The 22,904-nt window shown below is 67.2% G+C and carries 16 protein-coding genes; 8 read left to right on the top strand and 8 right to left on the bottom strand.

Going from position 1 to position 22,904, the window contains the following annotated elements; all coding sequences use genetic code 11:
- Positions 1-43: 43 nt before the first annotated feature.
- Positions 44-3,094, top strand: a complete 3,051-nt coding sequence (locus tag QQ25_RS01815) for an MMPL family transporter (RefSeq protein WP_039376854.1) — start codon at positions 44-46, stop codon at positions 3,092-3,094.
- 76 nt (positions 3,095-3,170) lie between these two features.
- Here QQ25_RS01815 and QQ25_RS01810 read toward each other — a convergent pair whose 3' ends face one another.
- From QQ25_RS01810 to QQ25_RS01800, 3 genes are all read right to left on the bottom strand, one after another.
- Positions 3,171-4,997 (bottom strand): phosphoenolpyruvate carboxykinase (GTP), encoded by a 1,827-nt coding sequence (locus QQ25_RS01810; protein ID WP_039312710.1) that lies wholly within the window; start codon positions 4,995-4,997, stop codon positions 3,171-3,173.
- A 155-nt stretch (positions 4,998-5,152) separates the two neighbouring features.
- The gene (locus QQ25_RS01805; RefSeq protein WP_409370964.1) at positions 5,153-6,637 is read right to left on the bottom strand and encodes a hypothetical protein; all 1,485 of its coding nucleotides are present in this window, start codon (positions 6,635-6,637) and stop codon (positions 5,153-5,155) included.
- Positions 6,634-7,638: a P-loop NTPase family protein gene (locus QQ25_RS01800; protein WP_308205422.1), complete on the bottom strand. Its 1,005-nt coding sequence runs from the start codon at positions 7,636-7,638 to the stop codon at positions 6,634-6,636. The genes QQ25_RS01805 and QQ25_RS01800 overlap by 4 nt, the downstream gene beginning before the upstream one ends.
- Before the next feature lie 122 nt (positions 7,639-7,760).
- On the opposite strand from QQ25_RS01800, the gene trmB reads away from it, so the two are divergent.
- The 3 genes from trmB (at position 7,761) to mmpL3 (ending at position 12,352) form a co-directional block, all read left to right on the top strand.
- Positions 7,761-8,558, top strand: coding sequence for a tRNA (guanosine(46)-N7)-methyltransferase TrmB (gene trmB, locus QQ25_RS01795; RefSeq protein ID WP_039313724.1), 798 nt, complete (start codon positions 7,761-7,763; stop codon positions 8,556-8,558).
- On the top strand, positions 8,555-9,280 hold the full coding sequence (locus QQ25_RS01790) for an NYN domain-containing protein (RefSeq protein WP_039312707.1): 726 nt from the start codon (positions 8,555-8,557) through the stop codon (positions 9,278-9,280). The genes trmB and QQ25_RS01790 overlap by 4 nt, the downstream gene beginning before the upstream one ends.
- A 78-nt stretch (positions 9,281-9,358) precedes the next feature.
- Positions 9,359-12,352: a trehalose monomycolate exporter MmpL3 gene (gene mmpL3, locus QQ25_RS01785; protein WP_039376851.1), complete on the top strand. Its 2,994-nt coding sequence runs from the start codon at positions 9,359-9,361 to the stop codon at positions 12,350-12,352.
- 14 nt (positions 12,353-12,366) lie between these two features.
- Here mmpL3 and QQ25_RS01780 read toward each other — a convergent pair whose 3' ends face one another.
- A complete protein-coding gene (locus QQ25_RS01780; RefSeq protein WP_039312701.1) occupies positions 12,367-13,500 on the bottom strand; it encodes an AI-2E family transporter in 1,134 nt (377 codons plus the stop codon).
- Between the two features lie 72 nt (positions 13,501-13,572).
- Here QQ25_RS01780 and QQ25_RS01775 point away from each other — a divergent pair, with 72 nt between their 5' ends.
- Genes QQ25_RS01775 through QQ25_RS01765 form a run of 3 tightly spaced genes read left to right on the top strand, consistent with a single transcriptional unit; the run spans position 13,573 to position 16,258 of the window.
- Complete coding sequence (locus QQ25_RS01775; RefSeq protein ID WP_039312699.1) at positions 13,573-14,667, top strand: lysylphosphatidylglycerol synthase transmembrane domain-containing protein; 1,095 nt, start codon at positions 13,573-13,575, stop codon at positions 14,665-14,667.
- 9 nt (positions 14,668-14,676) lie between these two features.
- Positions 14,677-15,876 carry a peptidoglycan DD-metalloendopeptidase family protein gene (locus QQ25_RS01770; RefSeq protein WP_052235558.1) on the top strand — a complete coding sequence of 400 codons (1,200 nt, stop codon included), beginning with the start codon at positions 14,677-14,679 and terminating at the stop codon, positions 15,874-15,876.
- Positions 15,863-16,258, top strand: a complete 396-nt coding sequence (locus tag QQ25_RS01765) for a DUF3054 domain-containing protein (protein ID WP_039376849.1) — start codon at positions 15,863-15,865, stop codon at positions 16,256-16,258. Before QQ25_RS01770 ends, QQ25_RS01765 begins: the two co-directional genes overlap by 14 nt.
- On the opposite strand, the gene QQ25_RS01760 is transcribed toward QQ25_RS01765, so the two are convergent.
- The 4 genes from QQ25_RS01760 to QQ25_RS01745 all read right to left on the bottom strand — a co-directional run bounded on the left by QQ25_RS01760 (position 16,246) and on the right by QQ25_RS01745 (position 19,477).
- Entirely contained in the window at positions 16,246-17,499 is a 1,254-nt protein-coding gene (locus tag QQ25_RS01760) for a HAMP domain-containing sensor histidine kinase (RefSeq protein ID WP_276014203.1), read from the bottom strand. The two genes, QQ25_RS01765 and QQ25_RS01760, sit on opposite strands and share 13 nt — an antisense overlap.
- 124 nt (positions 17,500-17,623) lie before the next feature.
- Positions 17,624-18,292 (bottom strand): response regulator transcription factor, encoded by a 669-nt coding sequence (locus QQ25_RS01755; RefSeq protein WP_169748629.1) that lies wholly within the window; start codon positions 18,290-18,292, stop codon positions 17,624-17,626.
- Between the two features lie 76 nt (positions 18,293-18,368).
- Positions 18,369-18,752 carry a heme-binding protein gene (locus QQ25_RS01750; RefSeq protein ID WP_039312690.1) on the bottom strand — a complete coding sequence of 128 codons (384 nt, stop codon included), beginning with the start codon at positions 18,750-18,752 and terminating at the stop codon, positions 18,369-18,371.
- A 170-nt stretch (positions 18,753-18,922) separates the two neighbouring features.
- Positions 18,923-19,477 (bottom strand): hemophore, encoded by a 555-nt coding sequence (locus tag QQ25_RS01745; protein ID WP_039312687.1) that lies wholly within the window; start codon positions 19,475-19,477, stop codon positions 18,923-18,925.
- Positions 19,478-19,746: 269 nt separating this feature from the next.
- Here QQ25_RS01745 and QQ25_RS01740 point away from each other — a divergent pair, with 269 nt between their 5' ends.
- Positions 19,747-22,605, top strand: a complete 2,859-nt coding sequence (locus QQ25_RS01740) for an MMPL family transporter (protein WP_039312684.1) — start codon at positions 19,747-19,749, stop codon at positions 22,603-22,605.
- Positions 22,606-22,904: the final 299 nt, after the last annotated feature.

The raw sequence follows: 22,904 nt of genomic DNA, 5'->3' as shown, positions 1-22,904 counted from the left end.
TCCTAGCCAGCCACCCATAGACTGATTGGTCTATCATGCCGGAATGCACAATCTGGCAATCTTCGGCAAACTCTCCAGAGGCTGCGCGAAGTATGCGTGGTTGATTCTCGGGGCGTGGCTGGCCCTGGCCGGCGTGCTCAACCTGGCAATCCCCCAGCTGGAACGCACGGTTGCCGAGCACTCCGCGCCGTTCACTCCGGAAAGCGCGACCACCGAAACCCTGCGGCAGATGTCACGGGATTTCGGCGTTCCCGATACCACCGCGATCGGCAGCATCGTGGTGTCCAGTGACCGGGTGCTCGGGGCGGCCGATACCGCCTACTACCGCGATCTGGTCGCCCGATTGGTAGCCGACAAGGACGACGTCGCCTATGTGCTCGACACCTACGGCACCCCGGGCCTGGAGGGAATCGGCCTGAGCCCCGACGGGAAGGCCATCCACCTGATCGTGGCTACGATCGGCGACGTCGGCTCCACGCGTGCGCACCGCTCTACCGAGAACGTCCGCGCCGCCGTCGAGGCTCTCCCGCGCCCGTCCGGGATCGACGTTCATTTCACCGGCGCCGCACCGACCCTGTCTGATCTGTTCTCCGCGATCGACACCTCACTGGCCATCATCACGGTGGTCTCGGTGGTACTGATCACCCTGCTGCTGCTGGCCGTCTATCGATCCTTGCTGACCGCGATGATTCCCCTTCTCACCGTGGGCATTTCACTGGCAATCGCGCGTCCCGTCATATCCTTCCTCGGCGGCCATGACCTGCTGACGGTTTCGAACTTCACCATCGCATTGGTGACGGCGATGGTGCTGGGCGCGGGGACCGACTACGGCATCTTCCTACTCGCCAACTACCACGAGGGCAGGCGCCGTGGGATGGCCGTCGACGACGCGGTCGCCCGGTCCGGTGCGCACACCGCGGGTATTGTCATCGCCTCCGCACTGACCATCGCCGGCGCCGGAATGGCCATGATATTCACCGAGATCGGGATGTTCCGAACCGCCGGGCCGCCCATCGCGCTGTCGATCGCGATCACCACGGCGGTCAGCCTGACGCTGACTCCCGCCATCATGGCTCTGTGGGGCCGGCGCGGGTACGCCGAACCCCGACCCCTCGACGAACGACGCTGGCGCAAGCGTGGCGTAGGCATCATCCGCCGGGCACCGGCACTCGTCGCAGCGTCCTTGGCGTTCCTCATCGCCATGAGCTCAGTGCTGCTCACCTTCGAACCGAACGTCGATGAGAACGCGATGCAGCTGCGCGCCACCGACAGCAAGCGCGGTTACGAGGCCGTATACCGGCACTGGGGCGTCAACGAGGCGGCACCGGAATTCGTCACCATCCGAGCCGACCACGACATGCGCAACACCAACGACCTGGCGGCGCTGGACCTCATCGCCATGTCCATCGGCAACCTTCCCGAGGTCGCCTACGTCCGATCGATCACCCGGCCAGACGGAAAACCCTTGCCCGAGACGGCCATCGGCTCGCAGACCGCCCAAGTCGGCGCCGGCCTGGCCGACGCCCACCAACGGGTCGAAGAGGCCATCCCACAACTGAAGCGCCTCGCCTCCGGAGTGACCCAACTGCACGACGGCTCCGCGGACGCCGCCGCCAGGCTCCCCGAACTCACCGACGGCGCCCGGTCCCTGGTCGACCTGGCGCGCAACCTGCTCGGCACGCTGGAATCCGCCGATCGGGTGGCAGCCACGCTCTCCGGCGGGTCACTCGACGTCGTGACCGCGGTGCGCAGCATCTCCAACGCCGTCGATTCCCTGGACCGGGTGGTCGACGACATCGATTCCGCCCAAGAGCGATTGGCAGCCCCCACGGCCGCATTACACGCGGTGTTCGATCCGCTCACCGGGCCAGAGCCGTCGGCCGCCTGCGCGGCGGACCGTTCCTGCCTTCGAGCCAGGCAGGCCTTCGCCGACCTCAACGCGGCCACTGGAGGACGAGCACTGCTGGCCGTCAACGGATTGACACTGGCCGCACCGTTGGTTCCCGAACAACCCGTGACCACAGCCTTGGACACCCTGCCTGACCTGCGCGCGGGAATCAAAGGCCTGCGAGCCATGCTCGATCAACTCGGCACCCGTACCCCCGACCAGACCCGTCAGGAACTGAGCCGGCTGCTGTCCGGAATCAACGAACTGACAACCGGTCTCGGTCAACTCACCGCTGGATTGGGTCAGGTCAAGACGGGTACCGACACCATGGTCACACTGACCACCGAGCTCAGCGCGGGGCTCGATCGCGCCGCGAACTTCCTGCACCGGATGTCTGCCGATACCAGCACCGGCGCGGGGCGGGGCTTCTACCTGCCCGAGGAGGGCCGCACCGACCCGAGGTTCACCGCCGGCGAGCAACTGCTGATCTCCCCCGACGGGCGCAGCGCCCGCATGATGGTGGTCTGGGCGGTGAACCCCTACGGAGCCGAGGCAATGGGTGCGGTACCCGACATCATCGCCGCGGCGAACAATGCCGCGACGGGAACCGTGTTGGAGCACGCCCAGATCGAGTCGACCGGCCTGGCCTCGCTGTCCAAACGCCATGTCGACCAAACCTGGCGTGATTTCGCACTTTTCGGTGCCGTGGCGGTGGCGGCCGTGCTGCTGGTGCTCATCGTGATGCTGCGCAGCCTGGTGGCTCCGGTCCTGATGATCGCCGCGGTCGTGCTCTCCTTCGGCGCCGCGGCAGGGATGTCCACCCTGATCTGGCAGCATCTGATCGGCATCAGCCTGGACTGGTCGGTGTTCCCGGTGGCGTTCATGGCCCTGGTCGCGGTCGGCGCCGACTACAGCATGCTGTTCGCGGCCCGCATCCGCGAGGAGTCCCACAGCGGGGTGATCAGCGGCATCATCCGCGGATTCGGCAGCACCGGCAGTGTGATCACCACCGCCGGAGTGGTTTTCGCGATCACCATGTTCGCGTTGACCAGTGGGACGGTGCTCAACCTGGTGCAGATCGGATCCACGATCGGCATCGGGCTGCTGCTCGATATCACGGTGGTGCGGACCTACCTGGTTCCCGCTGCGATGAGTCTGCTGGGCGATCGCATGTGGTGGCCGTCCCGGGAGATGGCGCGCGCGTAGAGGTTTGGTCCCTACGCAAACGCGCACCCTCGTGAATCACGAGGGTGCGCGTCTTGCTCTTGCGTTGGGGTCCTGGCTAGGACTCTTCGGCGAGGCGGTGCTTGAGGGCGTCGAACTCGTCCTTGATGCCCGTCGGCAGCTTCTCGCCGACGAACTCGAACCACTCTTCGATCAGCGGGAGCTCTTCGCGCCACTCGTCGGCGTGGACGGCCAGGGCCTCGTCCACATCCGCCGGGTCCACGTCGAGCCCGGACAGGTCCAGGTCGGCGGCGGTGGGCACGATGCCGATGGGGGTGCTCTTGCCGTCGGCCTTGTGCTCGATGCGCTCGATGGCCCACTTCAGCACGCGGCTGTTCTCACCGAAGCCGGGCCACAGGAAGCGGCCGTCGTCTCCACGGCGGAACCAGTTGACGAAGAACACCGCGGGCAGCTTCGACTCGTCGGCGTTCTTGCCGATGTTGATCCAGTGCTGGAAGTAGTCACCGACGTTGTAGCCCAGGAACGGCAGCATGGCCATCGGGTCGCGGCGCACGGTGCCGACCTTGCCCTCGGCGGCGGCGGTCTGCTCGGAACCGAGGGTGGCGCCGATGAACACACCGTGCTGCCAGTCGCGGGCCTGGGTCACCAGGGGGACCGTGGTCTTGCGACGGCCGCCGAACAGGATCGCCGAGATCGGCACACCCTGCGGATCGTCCCACTCCGGTGCCAGTGTCGGGCACTGGGCGATGGGCGTGCAGTAACGCGAATTCGGGTGCGCCGCTTTGTCTTCCGACTCGCGGTACCAGTCCTGACCCTTCCAGTCGATCAGGTGGTCGGGGTCGCCCTCCAGGCCCTCCCACCACACGTCGTTGTCGTCGGTCTTGGCCACGTTGGTGAAGACGGTGTTACCGGCGGCGATGGTCTTCATCGCGTTGGGGTTGGAATCCCAGTTGGTGCCGGGCGCGACGCCGAAGAAACCGAACTCGGGGTTGACGGCATAGAGCCGGCCGTCCTTGCCGAACCGCATCCAGGCGATGTCATCACCGACGGTCTCGGCACGCCAGCCGGGGATGGTGGGCTGCAGCATCGCGAGGTTGGTCTTGCCGCACGCCGACGGGAATGCCGCGGCGATGAAGTACGACTTGTTCTCCGGGGAGATCAGCTTGACGATCAGCATGTGCTCGGCGAGCCAGCCCTCGTCGTGGGCCATGGCCGAGGCGATCCGCAGCGAGTAGCACTTCTTACCCAGCAGCGCGTTACCGCCGTAGCCCGAGCCGAAGCTCCAGATCTCGCGGGTCTCGGGGAAGTGGGTGATGTACTTGGTGTCGTTGCACGGCCAGGGGACGTCCTTCTGACCGGGTTCCAGCGGCGCACCGATCGAGTGCAGCGCCTTGACGAAGAAGCCGTCGTCACCGAGCTTTTCCAGCGCGGCGCGACCCATCCGGGTCATGGTGCGCATCGAGACGACGACGTACTCGGAGTCGGTGATCTCCACACCCAGCTTGGGATCCTCGGCATCCAGCGGGCCCATGCAGAACGGCACCACCCACATGGTGCGACCGCGCATCGAGCCGCGGTACAGGTCGGTCATGATCCCGCGCATCTTGTCGGGGTCCATCCAGTTGTTGGTGGGCCCGGCGTCGATCTCACGCTGTGAGCAGATGAAGGTGCGCGACTCCACCCGCGCGACGTCCGAGGGATCCGAGAGCGCCAGGTAGGAGTTGGGCTGCTTCTCGTCGTTCAGCTTCTGGAACGTGCCCGCCTCGACCAGATGGGCGGCCAGACGGTCGTACTCCTCGGCGGACCCGTCGGCGAAGACCACCCGGTCGGGCTGAGTCAGTTCTGCGACCTCCTGGACCCAGGCCAGCAGTCCCTGATGTTTCGTCGGTGCGGTGTCCAGACCCGGAATGGTCGCTGAGGTCATCAAATTCTCCTGCGTAGGTTTGTGTAACCCAACCCGCGTTCGACGCGATCACGGCTACCCCTTGGGTAGAGGTTAACGCGGGTGACATACCCACTGTGAACCAGTGCTATGTCCGATCACTCACAGGAACGATTCAGAAGAACGTTATCGGACGGTTACTCGCCAGTAGCATCGCCGTTGCCGTACAAATCCGCCCGAACGGCGTCCAGCGCGCGCTGCAGCGGCGGGATCCGCCGGTCTCGTTGGGCGGCCGCCCGCGCGGTCGCGATGGCGTGTTCACGCAGCTCGGCATCCATCGCCGCGATCTTCTCAGCCACCACAGCCGCCTCAGTTTCCTCACGGGCCGCAAGCTGCGTGGTGAGCGTCGCCTCCGCGGCCACCACACGTTGGGCGACGAGTTCTTCAACCGTCGCGCGGAGGGTGGCCGTCACCTCGCCGACCCAGCGATCCAGCACCCCGCGGTCGTTCAACAACCCCCGGGTGCCGACCACCCACACCGCCAGCAGCAGGCCCACCACCGCGCCGACCACCAGGCCGGCCACGGCCAGTCGCGGCGCCGCACCCGCGAGCACCCGGCTGACCGCCACCGCCACGCCCAGACCGAAGCCGGTGCCCAGGACCAACATCAGCCGCGTCTCAAGAGTCCGGGATTTCAGCTGCGGCGACGGCAGGTCCGGCACCCGCGCCGGAGCGGGCGGATCAGGCGCGGCCAATTCGAGTTCGGCCGCCATGCCGCGCAGGTGTGCGGTGACACCCTCGTCCACCTCACCGACAACCTCGTGCGCCCGCTGCCTGGCGTAGCCCTCGAAGGCCTCGATCCGACGCCGGCCGATGCCCGCGACGTCCTCCTGCAACTCGGTGCGCACCGAGTTGCAGCGATTGCGGGCGAAATAGCCGAGCTGAACCCGGGCCTGCTGCAACTGGCTGCGCAACGCGATGCTGCGTTCGGTGCGGGTAAGCCTGCGCGCCCTGGACAACTCGGCGCGCCGCTCCCGCAACACCTCCACCCGCGCCCGGCGGTCGGCCCCAGACCCGTCGGCCTCATACCGTCCGATCACGGCTTCCAACCGAGTTTCCCACGCGCGCAACCTGTTCCGGCGCACGACGTCAGGATCGGCCAGCTGCTCGGTGAGCAGGTCCACGAGTTCGTCGAGCTGCGGCTCCCCCAGATCGGGCGCGGCCGCCACCCCGACCCAGGGCATGCGCTCGTAGCGCGCAGCGCGCTCGCCCAGGATCTTCGCATCGGCGTCGCGCACATCGCGCCAGTCTCGGTAGGTATCGATCTTGGACACCACGCCGATCACCAGATCGGTGTGGCGTGATGCCAAATCGACCAGGGCGCAATCTGATTCGGTCACGGGTGCGGCCGCCGAAACCACGAACACCACCGCCGCGGGCGCCTCGCCGGCCACCAGTTCGGTGGATTCCACGAAGGTGGTCTGCGGCATCCGCGCCCGCAACGCGGCCATCACGCTCGTCGACCCGGCGAGCCACGGTCCGGCCACCAGAACCGCATCGCGGATCTCCACGCCCGGCGAGTTCAGACCGGGATCGATCGCGGCCACCACGGCGTCGGCCTCTGCGATTTTTTGTCCTCGCGTCCGCGCCGCCGCCGGATCCCGGTCCGTCACGTCGGTCACCGCCGGCCCTCCGCCGCACCCAGCAGCCGTAGTGACCCACGCACGATGTCGTCACCGCACCGGCGGTGCAGGGCATTGACCGGACCGTCCCGGTATTGCCGCCAGCGCCGGGCGCGGCAGAGATGGGCGTGGCGATCGTCTCCGGGATCCACCGCCAGCCCTTCGGCCTGCACGACGTCGACGGCCGCGGCCATCACCGCGAGCACTGTGTCGTCGGCGGCCAGAAAGCGTCCCACCGCCGGGCCGCCGATCGCACGTAGCTCGGCCAGGGCCCATCGCACCCGCCGGTACCGCACCGGCGCGGCGGCCGCATCGACGGCCGCCATCACCCTGTCGACCTCGCTGAGCCCTCGCCACAGCGCAGGCAAGCTCTCGACCCGCGCGCCACGGCTCAGCGCCAGGGTGGTGTGGGCGATCCCGAACCGGTCGAGACGTTCGAGGAGCTCGGTCCGCACCGCAAGCGGCACCCGGTGCGCACCGGCAACGAACGCGTCCGCCGAGGTCAGGTCGGCGGGTTCAGCGGTCAGCAGTCCCACCGCGTCCAGCAGCAGCGGCGGCAGCGGCTGGGCCGTCGCCAGCAGGGCCACCATGGGCACGACCGGCACACCGGCCTGCTGTTGCAGGCGCCGCGCCCTCCGATGGGCGGTTCCGACCGGACCATCTGGCCCGGAGCCGGCCAGATCAGCCTTGTTGAGCACCACGATCGCCGGCCGGCCCGCCCGGCTCAGCTCCGCGAGCAGCGCCTCATCCTCGGGTTTCAGCACCTCGGCGGTCACCAGCACCGTGACGTCGCCGGCCTCGGTGATCTCCAGGCCCGCGCCTGCCAGAGCACGGGCCACCGTGCTCACCCCGACGCCGCGACGGCCGCGCACATCCACACCCAGCGGAGCCGCCACCCGCGCACTGACCTCCGCCAACCGCGCATCGCCGTCACGGTCGGCAAAGCGTGTGAGCTCGTCTGCGAAAATCTGGCGGCCTTCCCTGCGTGGTGACGGGCGCACCGGCGCCCCACGAAAAATCGTGACACGGCCCGGGCGTACCCGCGAACAGAGGTTTAAGTCCTGACAGCTGGAGGCAACTGTTGGGTATCAATCTCTACCACGATGCGGGTACCACGCCGCAGATGAGAGACCATGGACGGATGCACCCGTCCAGGTCCGATGTCGGTGGGCCGGCGCCGGCTGATGAAACGGCCGACGTGCCGCCCGCCCATCCGCACCGCTTTCCCCGGGTGACCAGCTTCCGTACCCGGCGGTCGACACTGTCCCCGGCCCAGCAGCAGACCTGGAATCGGCTGTGGCCGGAGCTGGGCATCCAGGCCCGCGACGAGAATTCGGAACCCGTCGTCGGCCTCGACACCGCGGCGTGGTTCGGGCGCTCGGCTCCCCTGATCCTGGAGATCGGCTCGGGCACCGGCACGTCCACCCTGGCGATGGCCCAGGCCGAGCCCGATCTCGACGTGATCGCGGTGGAGGTCTATCGCAAGGGTCTGGCCCAGCTGCTCAGCGCCATCGACCGCACCGCGCAGACCGGATCGCCCGTGACCAACATCCGCCTGATCCGCGGAGACGGCGTCGACGTGCTGGAGCACATGTTCGGCACCGCGACCCTGACCGGAGTGCGGGTGTTCTTCCCCGATCCATGGCCGAAGGCCCGCCACCACAAGCGCCGTCTGCTGCAGCCGTCGACAGTCGCGCTGATCGCCGACCGGTTGCGGCCCGGCGGCATCCTGCATGCCGCCACCGACCACGCCGGATATGCCGAGCACATGGCCGAGGTCGGAGATGCCGAACCGCGGTTGCGCCGGGTCGACATGAGCGCGGAACTGCCCATATCGGTCGAGCGCCCCGTCACGAAATACGAGCGCAAGGCTCTGGCGGGCCCCGATGTCACCGAGTTGGTCTGGGAGAAACGGCCGTGAGTGTGACCGAAGACATTCAGGACGAATCCGCGCAGGTAGACGCCCGATCCGAGCCGTCCTCCGAAACACCGGCGATCATCCCCTCGCGACGCGTGCTTCTCGTATGGGATGCCCCCAATCTGGACATGGGGTTGGGCGCGATCCTGGGTGGGCGCCCGACCGCCGCACACCGTCCCCGCTTCGACGCGTTGGGCCGCTGGCTCTTGGGATATACGGCTGATCTCTCGGCCGAGGCCGGCGATGACGAGGACGAAACAGGAGTCTCGCTGGAACCCGAGGCCACCGTCTTCACCAACATCGCCCCAGGTAGCGCCGATGTGGTGCGCCCATGGGTGGAGGCGTTGCGTAACGTGGGTTTCGCCGTCTTCGCCAAACCGAAGATCGACGACGACAGCGATGTCGACAGCGACATGCTCGACCACATCGCCCTACGCCGCCGCGAAGGACTGGCGGCGGTTCTGGTGGCCTCGGCGGACGGACAGGCGTTCCGGCAACCGCTGGAAGAGATAGCCCGCGAGGGCACTCCCGTGCACGTGCTCGGATTTCGCGAACATGCGAGCTGGGCGCTAGCGTCGGATACCTTGGAGTTTGTCGATCTGGAGGACATTCCCGGTGTGTTCCGGGAACCGCTGCCACGGATCGGCCTGGACTCGCTACCCGAGCAGGGAGCATGGTTGCAGCCATTCCGGCCGCTGTCATCGCTACTGACCGCGCGTGTGTAACAACTGAAGACCATCGCCGGAGTCAAGCGCGGGTCACCACAAGTTTTAGAGCGAAGTATCAAAGCGTTAGGAGCCTAAGTGTTCGCCTGGTGGGGTCGAACGGTGTACCAGTTCAGGTACATCGTCATCGGTGTCATGGTGGCGCTGTGCCTAGGTGGCGGCGTCTATGGTGCCAGTCTCGGACAGCACGTCACGCAGAGTGGCTTCTACGACGAGGGCAGCCAGTCTGTCCAGGCGTCGCTGTTGGGCGACGAGGTCTACGGACGCGACCGAACGAGTCACGTTGTCGCCATCCTGACACCGCCGGATGACAAGAAAGTCACCGACAAGGCGTGGCAGAAGAAGGTCACCGAGGAACTCGACCAGGTCGTCAAGGACCACGAGGACACCGTCGTCGGCTGGGTCGGCTGGCTCAAGGCTCCCGACACCACGGACCCCACCGTCAGCCAGATGAAGACGCAGGACCTGCGTCACACCTTCATCAGCGTGCCCCTCAAGGGCGATGACGACGACGCGATCCTCAAGAACTACCAGGCCGTCGAGCCCGATCTGCAACAGGTCAACGGCGGCAACATCGAACTGGCCGGTCTCAACCCGCTGGCCAGCGAGCTCACCGGCACCATCGGCACCGATCAGAAGCGCGCCGAGCTCGCGATCGTGCCGCTCGTGGCCGTGGTGCTGTTCTTCGTCTTCGGCGGTGCGGTCGCCGCGGCCCTGCCCGCGATCATCGGTGGTCTGACCATCGGCGGCGCCTTGGGCATTCTGCGGTTCACCGCAGAGTTCGGGCCGGTGCACTTCTTCGCCCAGCCCGTCGTGACGATGATGGGCTTCGGTATCGCCATCGACTATGGGTTGTTCATAGTCAGCCGGTTCCGAGAAGAACTCGCCGAGGGCTACGACACCGAAGCCGCGGTACGAAGATCCGTCATGACCTCCGGCCGGACCGTGGCGTTCTCCGCCGTGATCATCGTGGCGTCGTCATTGCCGCTGCTGCTGATCCCCCTCGGCTTCCTCAAGTCGATCACCTACGCCATCATCGCCTCGGTCATGTTGGCCGCGTTCCTGTCGATCACCGTGCTCCCCGCCGTCCTGGGCATCCTGGGACCCAGGGTCGACGCACTCGGTGTGACCACGCTGCTGAAGGTGCCGTTCCTGGCCAACTGGCCCTTCTCGCGGAAGATCATCGACTGGTTCGCCGAGAAGACCCAGAAGACCAAGACCCGCGAAGAAGTGGAGCAGGGTTTCTGGGGCCGCCTGGTCAACGTCGTGATGAAGCGGCCCATCGCCTTCGCGACACCGATCCTGATCGTCATGACGTTGCTGGTCCTCCCGATCGGCTCGCTCACACTCGCCGGCATCAGCGAGAAGTACCTGCCGCCGGACAACTCGGTACGCCAGTCGCAGGAGCACTTCGACAAGCTGTTCCCCGGTTTCCGGACCGAACAGATCACGCTGGTGATGCAGCGCGAAGACGGTGAGCCGATCACCGATGCGCAGATCGCCGACATGCGCGCCAAGGCGATGACCGTCTCCGGTTTCACCGATCCGGACAACGATCCCGATGCCATGTGGAAAGAGCGCCCGGCCAACGACTCCGGGTCGAAGGACAAATCTGTCCGGGTGATCCAGAACGGCCTGGTCAACCGCGGTGACGCGGCGCAGAACATCGCGGATCTACGGGCGTTGCAGCCTCCACACGGCATCGATGTGTTCGTCGGCGGTACCCCGGCCCTGGAACAGGATTCGATTCACAGCCTGTTCTCGAGGCTGCCGCTGATGGTGACGATCCTGGTGATCACGACCACCGTGCTGATGTTCCTGGCGTTCGGATCGATCGTGCTACCGGTCAAGGCGGCGTTGATGAGCGCGCTGACACTCGGTTCGACGATGGGCATCCTGACCTGGATGTTCGTCGACGGCCACGGGTCGGGACTGATGAACTACACCCCGCAGCCGCTGATGGCGCCGATGATCGGTCTGATCATCGCGGTGATCTGGGGTCTGTCCACCGACTACGAGGTGTTCCTGGTCTCTCGCATGGTGGAGGCCCGCGAACGCGGTATGTCCACCGCCGAGGCCATCCGGATCGGTACCGCGACCACCGGTCGCCTCATCACCGGTGCCGCCCTGGTGCTGGCCGTGGTGGCCGGCGCATTCGCCTTCTCCGACCTGGTGATGATGAAGTACCTGGCGTTCGGTCTGCTGATCGCGCTGCTGCTGGACGCCACGGTCATCCGAATGTTCCTGGTGCCCGCGATCATGAAACTGCTCGGCGACGATTGCTGGTGGGCTCCGGTGTGGATGAAGCGTATCCAGGAGAAGCTCGGCCTCGGTGAGACCGAACTGCCCGACGAGCGCAAACGTCCGATGGGGCCGGAGTCCGGTGAGGACCCACGCGCCCTGGCCGGCGTCGGCGCCCTGCCTGCACCGCGACCGCACGATCCGACCCACCCGGCGGCCGAACCCATGCGCCCGCAGGTGCCGCGGACCAACGCTCCCTCGGCCGCAGGCACGGCGCGGATCACCCCGCCCCAGGCGCAAGCTCGGCAACAGCCCAACCAAGAGCCCGCCACCACACGGTTTGCGATGGCCCGCAACGCCGTTCGCAACGCGGTGAACACCGCTGTCAACACCGTCAACACCGCGACCGGCCACACCAACGCCAACACCGAGCGCACCCCGCAGGCTCCCGGTCGGCCCACCTCGGGCCCGGCCGCACCCCCGCAGCGTGAGGACCGCGAGATCGAATCGTGGTTGGGTGCGCTGCGCGGCGGGCCGGCCAAGGGCGGTCCGTCCAACGGAACCCCGCCTCCACCACCGCCGCCGCCCGCACCGCGTCCGTCAGCCGACGCCACTCGAGCGATGCCGCAACAGCGGCCGCCCGCAGGTGGTGAGAACGCGCCGACGACCGCGTTCAACGCACAACGTCCGGCCCCGGCGCCGGGTCCCACTCCACGCCAGCGTGATCAGGATCCGTCGACCCAGAAGTTCAACCCCCGCGAGGACGAGCCTCCGCGACGCGGGGGCGGGATGAGCGCGCAGGATCTGCTGCGTCGCGAAGGCCGGCTGTAACCGCGCGCTGAGCGCTAGTCGTCCGGCTGGTCCGTCTTCGCGTCGATCAGGACCCCCTCGGCGTTTTCCTGCCGGGCCTCCTCGGCGTCCGGATCCTCGGACAACAACACCCGGGTGGCGCTGTTGATGAACGCCACGGTGGGCACCGCGAGCAGCGCTCCCACGATGCCGGCCAAGACACCGCCGCCCGCGATGGCCAGCACCACCGCGAGCGGGTGAATCGACACCGCCCGGCCCATCACCAGCGGCTGCAGCACGTGGCCCTCGAGCTGTTGGACCGCGATGATCAGCCCGAGGGTGATCAGGGCGTAGACGAAACCCTTGGCCAGCAGCGCGACCACGACGGCCAGGAATCCGGCGACGACGGCACCGACCAGCGGGATGAACGCACCCATGAACACCAGCGAGGCCAGCGGCAACGCGAGCGGGATGCCCATGATCGCCAGGCCGGTACCGATGCCGACGGCGTCGACGAGGGCGACCAGGAACGTCGCCCGCATGTAGCCGCCCAACGAGTGGAAGCCGGCGCGGCCGGCGTCGCGGACACGCTCACGGACATGGGTCGGGAACGCCTTGGTGACGAACGCGAAGATGTTGCGGCCGCCCTGCAGCAGGAAGATCAGCGTGAACAACACCAGCAGCGCACCGGTGAGCAGTTCGGTGAGGGTGCCCGCGGTGGACAACGCTCCGGTGGTGAGCTTCTCCTGGTTGCGTTGCAACGCCTCGATCGCGGTGTTGCCGGCCTGGTCGATCTGCTCCTTGCTCAGCTGGAGCGGACCGTTGATCAACCAGTTGCGGGCGCCGTCGATGCTTCGGGTCACCTGTTCGACGAGTTGCGGTGCGCCCTCGATGAATTGGGAGATGACGAAGCTCAGGATGCCGCCCACCACCGCGAAGCTGGCCAGCAACACGAGGGCGACGGCGGCACCGCGCGGTGCACCGCGGCGGTCCATGAAATCGACGGCAGGCAGCAGCAAAGCCGCCACCATGGTGGCCAGAGCCACCGGCACCACGAGCACCTCTAGGCGTTTGACCAGCCACAGCAACGCCACGACGGTCGCCAAGATGACGAGTAGACGCCACGACCAGGCCGCGACCTTGCGGACGAACGGTGTGACGGCCTCATCGGCAACAGGATCCGGTGACATGCCGGTAGCCTAATGCGGCGCGCCGCCACAACCGGCGATGTCGGCGCGACCTGCGCGGTTACCCTGTAGTGCGTGTCACAAGACGCGCCGGCCGAGGCGGCCCGGGAACGGGCCGGCTCCGGGCGCGGCAAGTACTGGTGGGCGCGGTGGGTGGTCATCGCACTCGCGGTCACCGTGCTGGCAATCGAGGTGACCCTGGTCTGGGATCAGCTGGCGAAAGCGTGGCGCAGCCTGCTGACCGCGAACGGATGGTGGGTGCTCGCGGCGGTCGGCGCCGCGATGGCCTCGATGCACAGCTTCGCCCAGATCCAGCGGACCCTGTTGCGCTCGGCGGGCGTGCCCGTGAAGCAGTGGCGTTCGGAGGCCGCGTTCTACGCCGGCAACGCATTGTCGACCACAATGCCCGGCGGGCCGGTGCTCTCGGCAACATTCGTCTACCGCCAACAACGCATCTGGGGTGCCTCACCGCTGGTGGCCTCGTGGCAGCTGGTGATGTCCGGGGTTCTGCAGATCGTGGGCCTGGCGCTGCTCGGCCTCGGCGGCGCACTCATGCTCGGTGCCAGCAAGAATCCGCTGTCGCTGATCTTCTCGCTCGGTGCGTTTCTGGCGATCATCCTGCTGGCCCAGGCCGTGGCCACCAGACCCGAGCTGATCGAGGGCATCGGAGCCAAGGTCCTGGCATGGTTCAACTCGCTGCGCGGCAAGCCGACAGACATCGGGCTGGCCAAGTGGCGTGAGATCCTGCGGCAGCTGGAGTCGGTCAGCCTGGGCCGTCGGGATCTCGCGGCGGCGTTCAGCTGGTCGATGTTCAACTGGATCGCCGACGTGGCCTGCCTGGCATTCGCCTGCTATGCCGCGGGCGGTCACCCCTCCCTGGCCGGTGTCACCGTCGCCTACGCCGCGGCCCGGGCAGTGGGATCCATCCCGTTGATGCCGGGCGGCCTGCTGGTGGTGGAGGCCGTCCTGGTGCCGGGGCTGGTCTCCTCCGGACTGACTCTGGCCGCCGCCATCTCGGCGATGCTGATCTACCGGCTGGTCAGCTGGATTTTCATCTCCACGATCGGCTGGGTGGTGTTCTTCTTCATGTTCCGCACCGAGAAGGACATCGACCCCGACGCGAGCATGGACACGGCAGCCGACACCCCGCAACCCAAATCCGAGCACTAGGAGACATCCATGCGAATCCGGTATCCGATCGCTGTGCTCGCCCTCACCGTGGCCGGGTGTTCGTCGGCGCAGACTCCCCAGTCGGAGTCGACCACAACCAGCACCCCGCCGCCGGCTGTCACGCCGGTGGTGGGATCTGTTCTGGCAGAACCGGTTCCGGTGGCCGCCACCGACGGCCGCACGCACCTGGCCTACGAGCTGATGCTGACCAACACCTCACCGTCCAACGTCACCCTCAACTCTCTGAGCGCCGCGACGGCTGAGCGCAAATTGCTCACCCTGTCCGGGGACAGCCTGAAGTACTGGACCAGGGCGGTGGGTAACACCGCTGCGGGAACCAACGTGCTCGGCCCCGGCCAGAGCGCGTACGTATGGCTGGACGTCGTCGCCGACGACCCGGCACAAGTGCCCACCGAGCTCACTCACGAGCTCGGGATCACCGTGGCCAAGCCGATGCCGCCGCTGGTCCCGCCGACGCTGACCGAGTCCGTGGCGCCGGTGTCGGTGCAGACCCGCAAGCCCGTATCGATCACCGCGCCGCTGACCGGGGACAACTGGGTGGATGCCAACAGTTGCTGCGATATGACGCCACACCGCATGGCGCTCAATCCCATCAACGGAAAGGTCTGGGCTGCAGAACGATTCGCGATCGACTACGTGCAGCTCGGCCCGGACGGGCGACTGTACTCCGGGGACCGGGCCAAGGTCGCGAGCTACCCGTATTTCGGCGCCGAGATCCATGCGGTGGCCGACGGACCGGTGGTGGCGGTGCTCGACGGTCTGAACGAGCAGGTCCCCGGTGTCGCTCCGAGCGGTCTCACGCTGGGCCAGTACGGCGGCAACCACATCGTGCAGGACATCGGCGATGGCAACTACGCCTTCTACGCGCACCTGCAACCGAACAGCCTCAAGGTCAAGCCCGGTGACAAACTCACCGCCGGGCAGGTCATCGGCGCGCTGGGCAACTCCGGCAACTCCGATGCCCCGCATCTGCACTTCCACGTGATGGACGGTCCGGATCCGTTGGCGTCCAATGGCTTACCATTTACCTTCAAATCGTTCCGGCTCGATTCCCGGCTCACCTCACTGGCCGCCGCCGACGCGCTGTTCGACGGCAAGCCGGCCGCACGGCAACCGGGCTTCGCCGAGCGCGACCAAACCGACGTCAGCCCACTGGTATTGGATGTGATGACCTATGCGACGAGTTAGCGCGCCGGCCGAATATCGCCTCCGGAGCGGCTCCGGTGCGTTTTTGACCGACCTGATCTGTGTCGTGGTGTTCTGCACGATCGGCCGACGCAGCCACGCCGAGGGCATCACGGTGGCCGGGGTGGCAGAGACGGCGTGGCCGTTTCTCGCCGGAACCATGGTGGGCTGGTTGATCTCCCGCGGTTGGCGGCAGCCGGCGTCGTTGGTGCCGACCGGGGTGGTGGTGTGGGTGAGCACCGTGGTGATCGGCATGGTGCTGCGCAAACTGACCTCGGCGGGTGTGGCTGTCAGCTTCGTCGTCGTCGCCACGCTGGTGACTGCGGTGCTGCTGTTGGGGTGGCGCGCACTGGCGGCCGCCCTGCGCCGTCGTCAATCCGCGTGAGCCGCATCGCCTGTCGGTGAGATCGATATCGTCAGAGTGGCACGCAGGCCGCCGAGCGGCCCGTCGGACAATGTGATCTCCCCGCCGTGCAGGTGGGCCTGCTGAGCCACGAGGGCCAAGCCCAGCCCGGAGCCGCCCGCCATCGCGGTACTGCCCCGGCGGAACCGGCCCAGCACGGTCTCGTGTTCCTCGACAGGTAGTCCGCGCCCGTTGTCGTCGACGGTGATGACGAGATGCTCATCGCTGCGATGGGCGGTCAGCACGATCCGGGTGGCCTCACCATGGACGATCGCGTTGCGCACCAGGTTGTCCACCGCGATGCGCAGGCCTCCGGGCCAGCCCATCACCAGGCCGATGTCGTCGGCGACATGCACCTCGATACCGACATGCTCACTCCCCCGGACGTTCTCCCGGACCACCCGGTCGAGCAGATCAGCGATGTCGATCAGTTCACGATCCTCGACCTGGGCGAGTTGCCCCGAGGCGAGTTGCCCCAGCGCGGTGATGATGGCCTCGACCCGGCGCTGGGCCCGGGCCAGATCTGCCACCACCTCGTCGCGTTCGGATTCCGGCAGGTTGTGGATGCGCAGGGTGTCCAGGTCCGCACGCATCGCGGTGAGCGGTGTGCGGAGCTCGTGCGCGGCATTGGCGGCGAAATCCTGCGCAGCCTGAAGGGAATTGGTGGTGGCGCGTTGGGCGGCAGCCAAGCGGGTCAGCATGCCCGCCATGGCTTCCGAGAGGTCCTCGGCCTCGCGCACCCCGCGCACCTTCGGCATGGTGTCGGTGCCGCTGTCCAGTTTCGAGGTGTGCTCGGTGAGCTTGCGCAGCGGCCGGATGGCGGGCCCGGCCAGCAACCAGCCCAGCCCGGCCGCCACCAGCACGGTGGCCACACCGAATCCGGTGTACAGCGGAATTCTGTTGGGGCTCAACAAGATACTGTCCGCACGAATACCGATCGACATCAGCACGCCGCCGGGCTGGTCCACCGCAACGGTGCGAACCCGGTAATCGACGCCGTTGACCTCGACGGTCTCGGTACCCGGCGGCAGCGCAGGCAATTGGAAGCCGCGCTGGAACACCACCTGCCCCGTCGACCGCGACCGTCCGGTGGTCAACACCCCGCGCGTGGGATCCTGCAGATGCTCGGGGCTGATGCTGGCATCGACGATCGAATCGAGCCTGCGGTCCAACTGTGCGGAATCGTTGTTGGCCAGCGCCACCGACGTCAGGATGGTGAACATCGCGACCACCGCCCCGGCGGCCAGCGCCGAGGCCACCGCGACCCTGGTACGTAGTGACGCCGAACGGATGAAGCCGAAGATCCGCACCTACCGCTGGTTCCTCACGGTGCCCATCACGCGGCCTTCACGCGTCCTCCCGCAGCACGTAGCCGATCCCGCGCACGGTGTGGATGACACGCGGCACGTCGGGCCCTTCGAGCTTGCGCCGCAAGTACGAGATGAAGACGTCGGCCACGTTGGTGTCCACGTCGAAGTCGTATCCCCAGACCAGCTCGAGCAGCCTCTGCCGGGACAGCACCACGCCGGTGTTCTCCGCCAACACGGCCAGCAGGTCGAATTCCCGCTTGGTGAGGTCGACGCGTTCCCCGGCCACGAACACCAGACGACGGGCTGTGTCGATGGTCAAGGCACCGACGGTCATGGTGTCCGACGGCCGGTCGGCATGGCTGGCCCGGCGCAGCAGTGCGTTGAGCCGGGCCACGAGCTCGCCGAGGTCGAACGGCTTCGTCAGGTAATCGTCCGCGCCGGCTTCCAGGCCCGCGATGCGGTCGTTGACCGTGTCACGCGCCGAGAGCACGCAGATGGGGATCTCGTTGCCCAATGCCCGCAGCGCCGTGACCACGGCGACACCGTCGAGTTCCGGCATCTGGACGTCGAGAACGAGCGCGTCGTGCGACTCGTTCGACAGCAGGCGCAGTGCCTCTTTGCCGGACGCCGCGACCCGGACGTCGAACCCCGAATGCCGCAATCCGCGGGCAACCGAAGTACGCACATCCGGGTCGTCGTCGACCATCAGCACCGTGCGGTTCGCGCTCTCGTGCGTCACGTGTCCTTCGCCGCTGGCGGGGGTTGCTTCCACCCGCACTCGGTTACGGGATGGAAGGAGCCGGAGCTTCGCCGCAGCGGTTCTTCAGGTCTACCAGCGGCTGGCGGATACCGGTCAGTTCGGCCTTGGTCTGCGGGTTCGCCTCCAGGTAGTCGTGCACCTTGGTCTTGACCTCTTCACGGGGCAGGCCTTCCAGGCTGGTGAAGAAGTTGTTCACATCGGGATGGGTGAACAGGTAGGCGGACGTCGATGCCGACACACCCGAAGCGACACCGGCCAGATCGGCTGCGGTGCAGTTGGGAGGGTTGGCCGCCGGATCGTCGGCGAGCGCCGACGGGATGGTGCCGAACAGCATCGCACCGGCTACGGCGCCGGCGCCGGCCACGCCAGCTACCACGCGCCGCGCATTTCGGGCCGAGAGCAACATGGTCAAGCTCCTTCATCGGATGGGGAAGGCCGTAACCCCAAACGGTTAACGGCTGAAGGAAAGCTAAGCAGAATCCGTGACGACTTTCTTGCCTTGCGCGCAAACCGCCACTTCGTTCGGTGAACCCGCAGCTCAACGGGGTCGGCAGCGGCGACGCGGCGGCCGCCGGGTCAGCGGGTGGAGGCGGTGGTGGGGCCCGGAAGCGGACCGGAGCCCGCGGTCGCCGCCGAGACGGGCGCACGTTGTGCGGGCACCGCAACGCTGGGCACTCCGACGTTCTGCGCCGACGGCAGGCCGCCAGGCAAACCACCGGTGGACGTCCCGCCCTGCTGGGTCGCCTGCATCAGACCCATCAGTTGCGGCAGGCTGACCGGCAGCTTGCACCGCGTCCCCAGACTGGCCAACGGCTGCTGCAGCTGCTGGATGTCCTTGGCCGCCTGCGGGTTTGCGTCGAAGTAGTTCTTGAGGGCGGCGATCGACTGGGTTCCACCCTGCTGCTGGCTGATGGTCGTCAGGGCCTGATTGGTCTGCGGATGCGTGTCGAGGTAGTTGCCGATGTTGGTGGCCACGCTGCCCGCCGTGCGAGCCACCTCGCTGGCGGCGCACGGATCGGTGGCGGCCGTGGCGGACGGGACCATGAGCGCGGCCACTGCCGCACCGCCGGCCGCGGTCACCGCGAACGCGACGGCCAGACTGCGGCGCAAACCGCCGTCGGTCGGTTGCATGGGTACTCCTTCAGCGTGGGCCCCGGCGCACACGCCGTCCGGGGTCGTCTTAGGCAATGTCGCCGGAGCGGGCCACGCTGTTAGCACCGCCGGGCCGACGACTTCGTCACAACGCTACGGATGCCAGCTGTGAGAGGTCTCAGGGCGATCTCAGAACCGGAAGAGAGCGGGCCACATTACACCGGTAGAGGTACGCTCTCGCTGACACGAGCCAGGACACGCCCAGCCACGGTGGGGGGAGAAAGCGGGGACCTCGCATCCAGCAGTTCATGATGCGCTTGAGCAGCTATCTGCGCAGATTCCGCTGGGCGGTTTTCGCGACATGGTTACTGCTTCTGGTGCCCTCGATCTACCTCGCGATCAACCAGTCGTCCAATCTGACCGGCGGCGGGTTCGACGTCGAAGGTTCACAGTCGCTCCACGTCCAGCGGCAACTCGAGGAACATTTCCCGGACCAGGGCGCGTCCCCGCTTGCCCTGATCGCGGCTCCCCGCGCCGACGCCTCGTTCCAGGACATGAACGCCGCGGTGGTGTGGCTGGAGAAGGTCGCGGGCCAGGTTCCCAGCGTCAAGATCGTGCCCAACCCGCAACAGCCGGCCCCGCAGCCGGACCGGCCCTACGTCATCACGCTGCAACTGGACTTCAACAACACCGGCGCGGTGGATGTGGCCAAGCAGCTGCGCCAGAAGGTCGGTGTGCACGGCGAGGAGCCGGGCGAGAGCGAGAACGGCAAGGTCAAGTTCTACGTCATCGGCCAGGGCGCACTCGGTGCGGCCGCGACGCAGGCCACCAAGCACGACATCGCCGCGGCCGAGAAGTGGAACCTGCCGATCGTGTTGATCGTGCTGCTGGCGGTGTTCGGCTCGCTGGCCGCCGCGGCACTGCCGCTGGTGCTCGGCATCTGCACGGTCGTGGTGACGATGGGGCTGGTCTATCTGCTGTCGATGTACACGCAGATGAGCGTGTTCGTCACGTCGACGGTGTCCATGTTCGGCATCGCCCTGGCCATCGACTACTCCCTGTTCATCCTCATGCGGTACCGCGAGGAGTTGCGGGCCGGCCGTGATCCGGCGGATGCGGTCGACGCGGCGATGGCCACGTCCGGCCTTGCGGTGACGCTGTCCGGTCTCACCGTCATCGCCTCGGTCACGGGCATTTACCTCATCAACACCCCGGTGCTGGTGTCGATGGCCACGGGCGCGATCCTCGCGGTCGCGGTCGCGGTGCTGACTTCCACCACCCTGACCCCGGCCGTGCTGGCGACGTTCGGAAAGGCGGCGGCCAAGCGCTCGTCGTACTTGCATTGGTCACGCCGAGCGGAGGCGACGCAGTCGCGGTTCTGGACCCGGTGGACGGGTGCGGTGATGCGCCGGCCGTGGGCCTCGGCCATCGGCGCGACGATCCTGTTGCTCACCCTGGCGGCACCGGCATTCGGCATGGTGCTGGGCAACAGCATGCAGCGCCAGTTCGAGCCCACCCACGAGATCCGCGGCGGGGTGAACGCCGCCGCCGACGCGTTGGGTCCCGGAGCGCTGGGCCCGGTGCGGGTGCTTGTGACGTTCCCCGAAGGCTCCGCCGATAGCCCCGAAGGCACCGCCACGATCGACGCGGTGCGCCAGGAGATGACCCGGGCACCCCGCGTGCAGACCGTGCAGCCGCCGGTGTTCGCGGACAACGACACCAGCGCTCTGCTGTCGGCTGTGCTGTCGGTGGATCCCGAGGATCTGGCTGCCCGCGAATCCGTCGACTGGATGCGGGACAAGCTGCAGCAGGCCGCGGGCTCGAACGCGCGTGTCGACGTGGGTGGTCCGACCGCGTTGATCAAAGACTTCGACGATCGGGTCTCCAGTACCCAGCCGCTGGTGTTCCTGTTCGTCGCGTTGATCGCGTTCGTGATGCTGCTGGTGTCGATCCGATCGGTGTTCTTGGCACTCAAGGGTGTGCTGATGACCGTGCTGTCGGTGGCCGCGGCATACGGCAGCCTGGTGGTCGTCTTTCAATGGGGATGGTTCGAGGGGCTGGGCTTCGAGAAGATCAGTTCGCTCGACAGCACGGTGCCGCCGCTCGTCCTGGCGATGACCTTCGGCCTGTCGATGGACTACGAGATCTTTTTGCTCACCCGGATCCGGGAACGGTTCCTGCAGACCAACAACACCCGCGACGCGGTTGCCTACGGCGTCAGCACGAGCGCCCGCACCATCACCAGCGCCGCGTTGATCATGATCGCCGTGTTCATCGGCTTCGCCTTTGCCGGCATGCCGTTGGTGGCCCAACTCGGGGTGGCGTGCGCGGTCGCCATCGCCGTCGACGCGACGGTGGTCCGCCTCATCCTGGTGCCCGCGCTGATGGCCATGTTCGACGAGTGGAACTGGTGGCTGCCGCGTTGGCTGGATCGGGTGCTGCCCGAGGTTGATTTCGAGAAGCCATTGCCGAAGGTCGAGGTCACCGATCTGGTGATCATTCCCGACGACATCTCCGCGATGGGCCCGAGCGGATCCGATCTGCGCACGATGGTGCGCACCGCCGCACGGATGAAAACCCTTGCCCCGCAAACTATCATCGTCACCGATCCGCTGGCTTTCAGCGGCTGCGGCAAACCTTCCTCGCGGCTGGCGGCACGTCGCCCCGGCGGCCCGAAGCGGTGCCCCGGAGTGCATCCCGTGACGATGTGGCGGGGCAGGCTCTCGGTAGCCGTGGACGCTCTGGAGACGGAGGCCGACGCAGACCGCGCACCGATGGAGCGGCTCGGTCCGGTGGAGACCACCAATGTCCAACTGCCGACCGGTGATCGGCTGCAGATCCCGACAGGCGCGGAAACGCTGCGGCTGAAAAGTTTTCTGATCATGTGCCGTAACAGCACCAAGGACTTTGAAGAGTTTGCTGATCTTGTCGAATCGGTGGAAACCGAGACAGCAGCTCTGGTGTTGTCGGGCATGGACCGGTATTACTGTGGGCAGAACCCGAAGAGCAGATGGGTCGCCACGCAGTTGGTGCGGCGGCTGGCCGACCCGCAACCTTCCGATGAACACGAGTTCGTGATGTCGGACCCGGATGCGGCTGCCGAATGGGAGAAGGTCAGGCAGCGCTGCCTGTCAGTTGCGGTAGCGATGCTGGAGGAGGCGAAGTGACGTTGGCCCCCGACGTCCGGGAACCGAGGGATGCGCGGATCGCGCGTCGCGATGAGAATCAACCGGTTCCGTCGTCCACTCGCCGTCCTGCCGGACAACGAGTCCAAGGGCCCCAGGCGCAACGCACCTCGGCTCCCCGAACCGGCGCCACACGCGCCGCCGCGACCCCGCGCACGGCCGCCCAGCGGACACCCGCCACGCCACGCACAACGACGCCGCGCACGTCCGGCCAAAGCAATTCGACGCAGCGCAGTTCCGCACAACGCCCCCAGAAGGCGCCCGCCCAGGTACAACGGACA

The sequence above is a fragment of the Mycolicibacterium setense genome, assembly GCF_000805385.1.
Lineage (GTDB): Bacteria > Actinomycetota > Actinomycetes > Mycobacteriales > Mycobacteriaceae > Mycobacterium > Mycobacterium setense.
The sequence above is the reverse complement of the archived record's forward strand: the minus strand, read 5'-3'. Positions and strand labels throughout refer to the sequence as shown.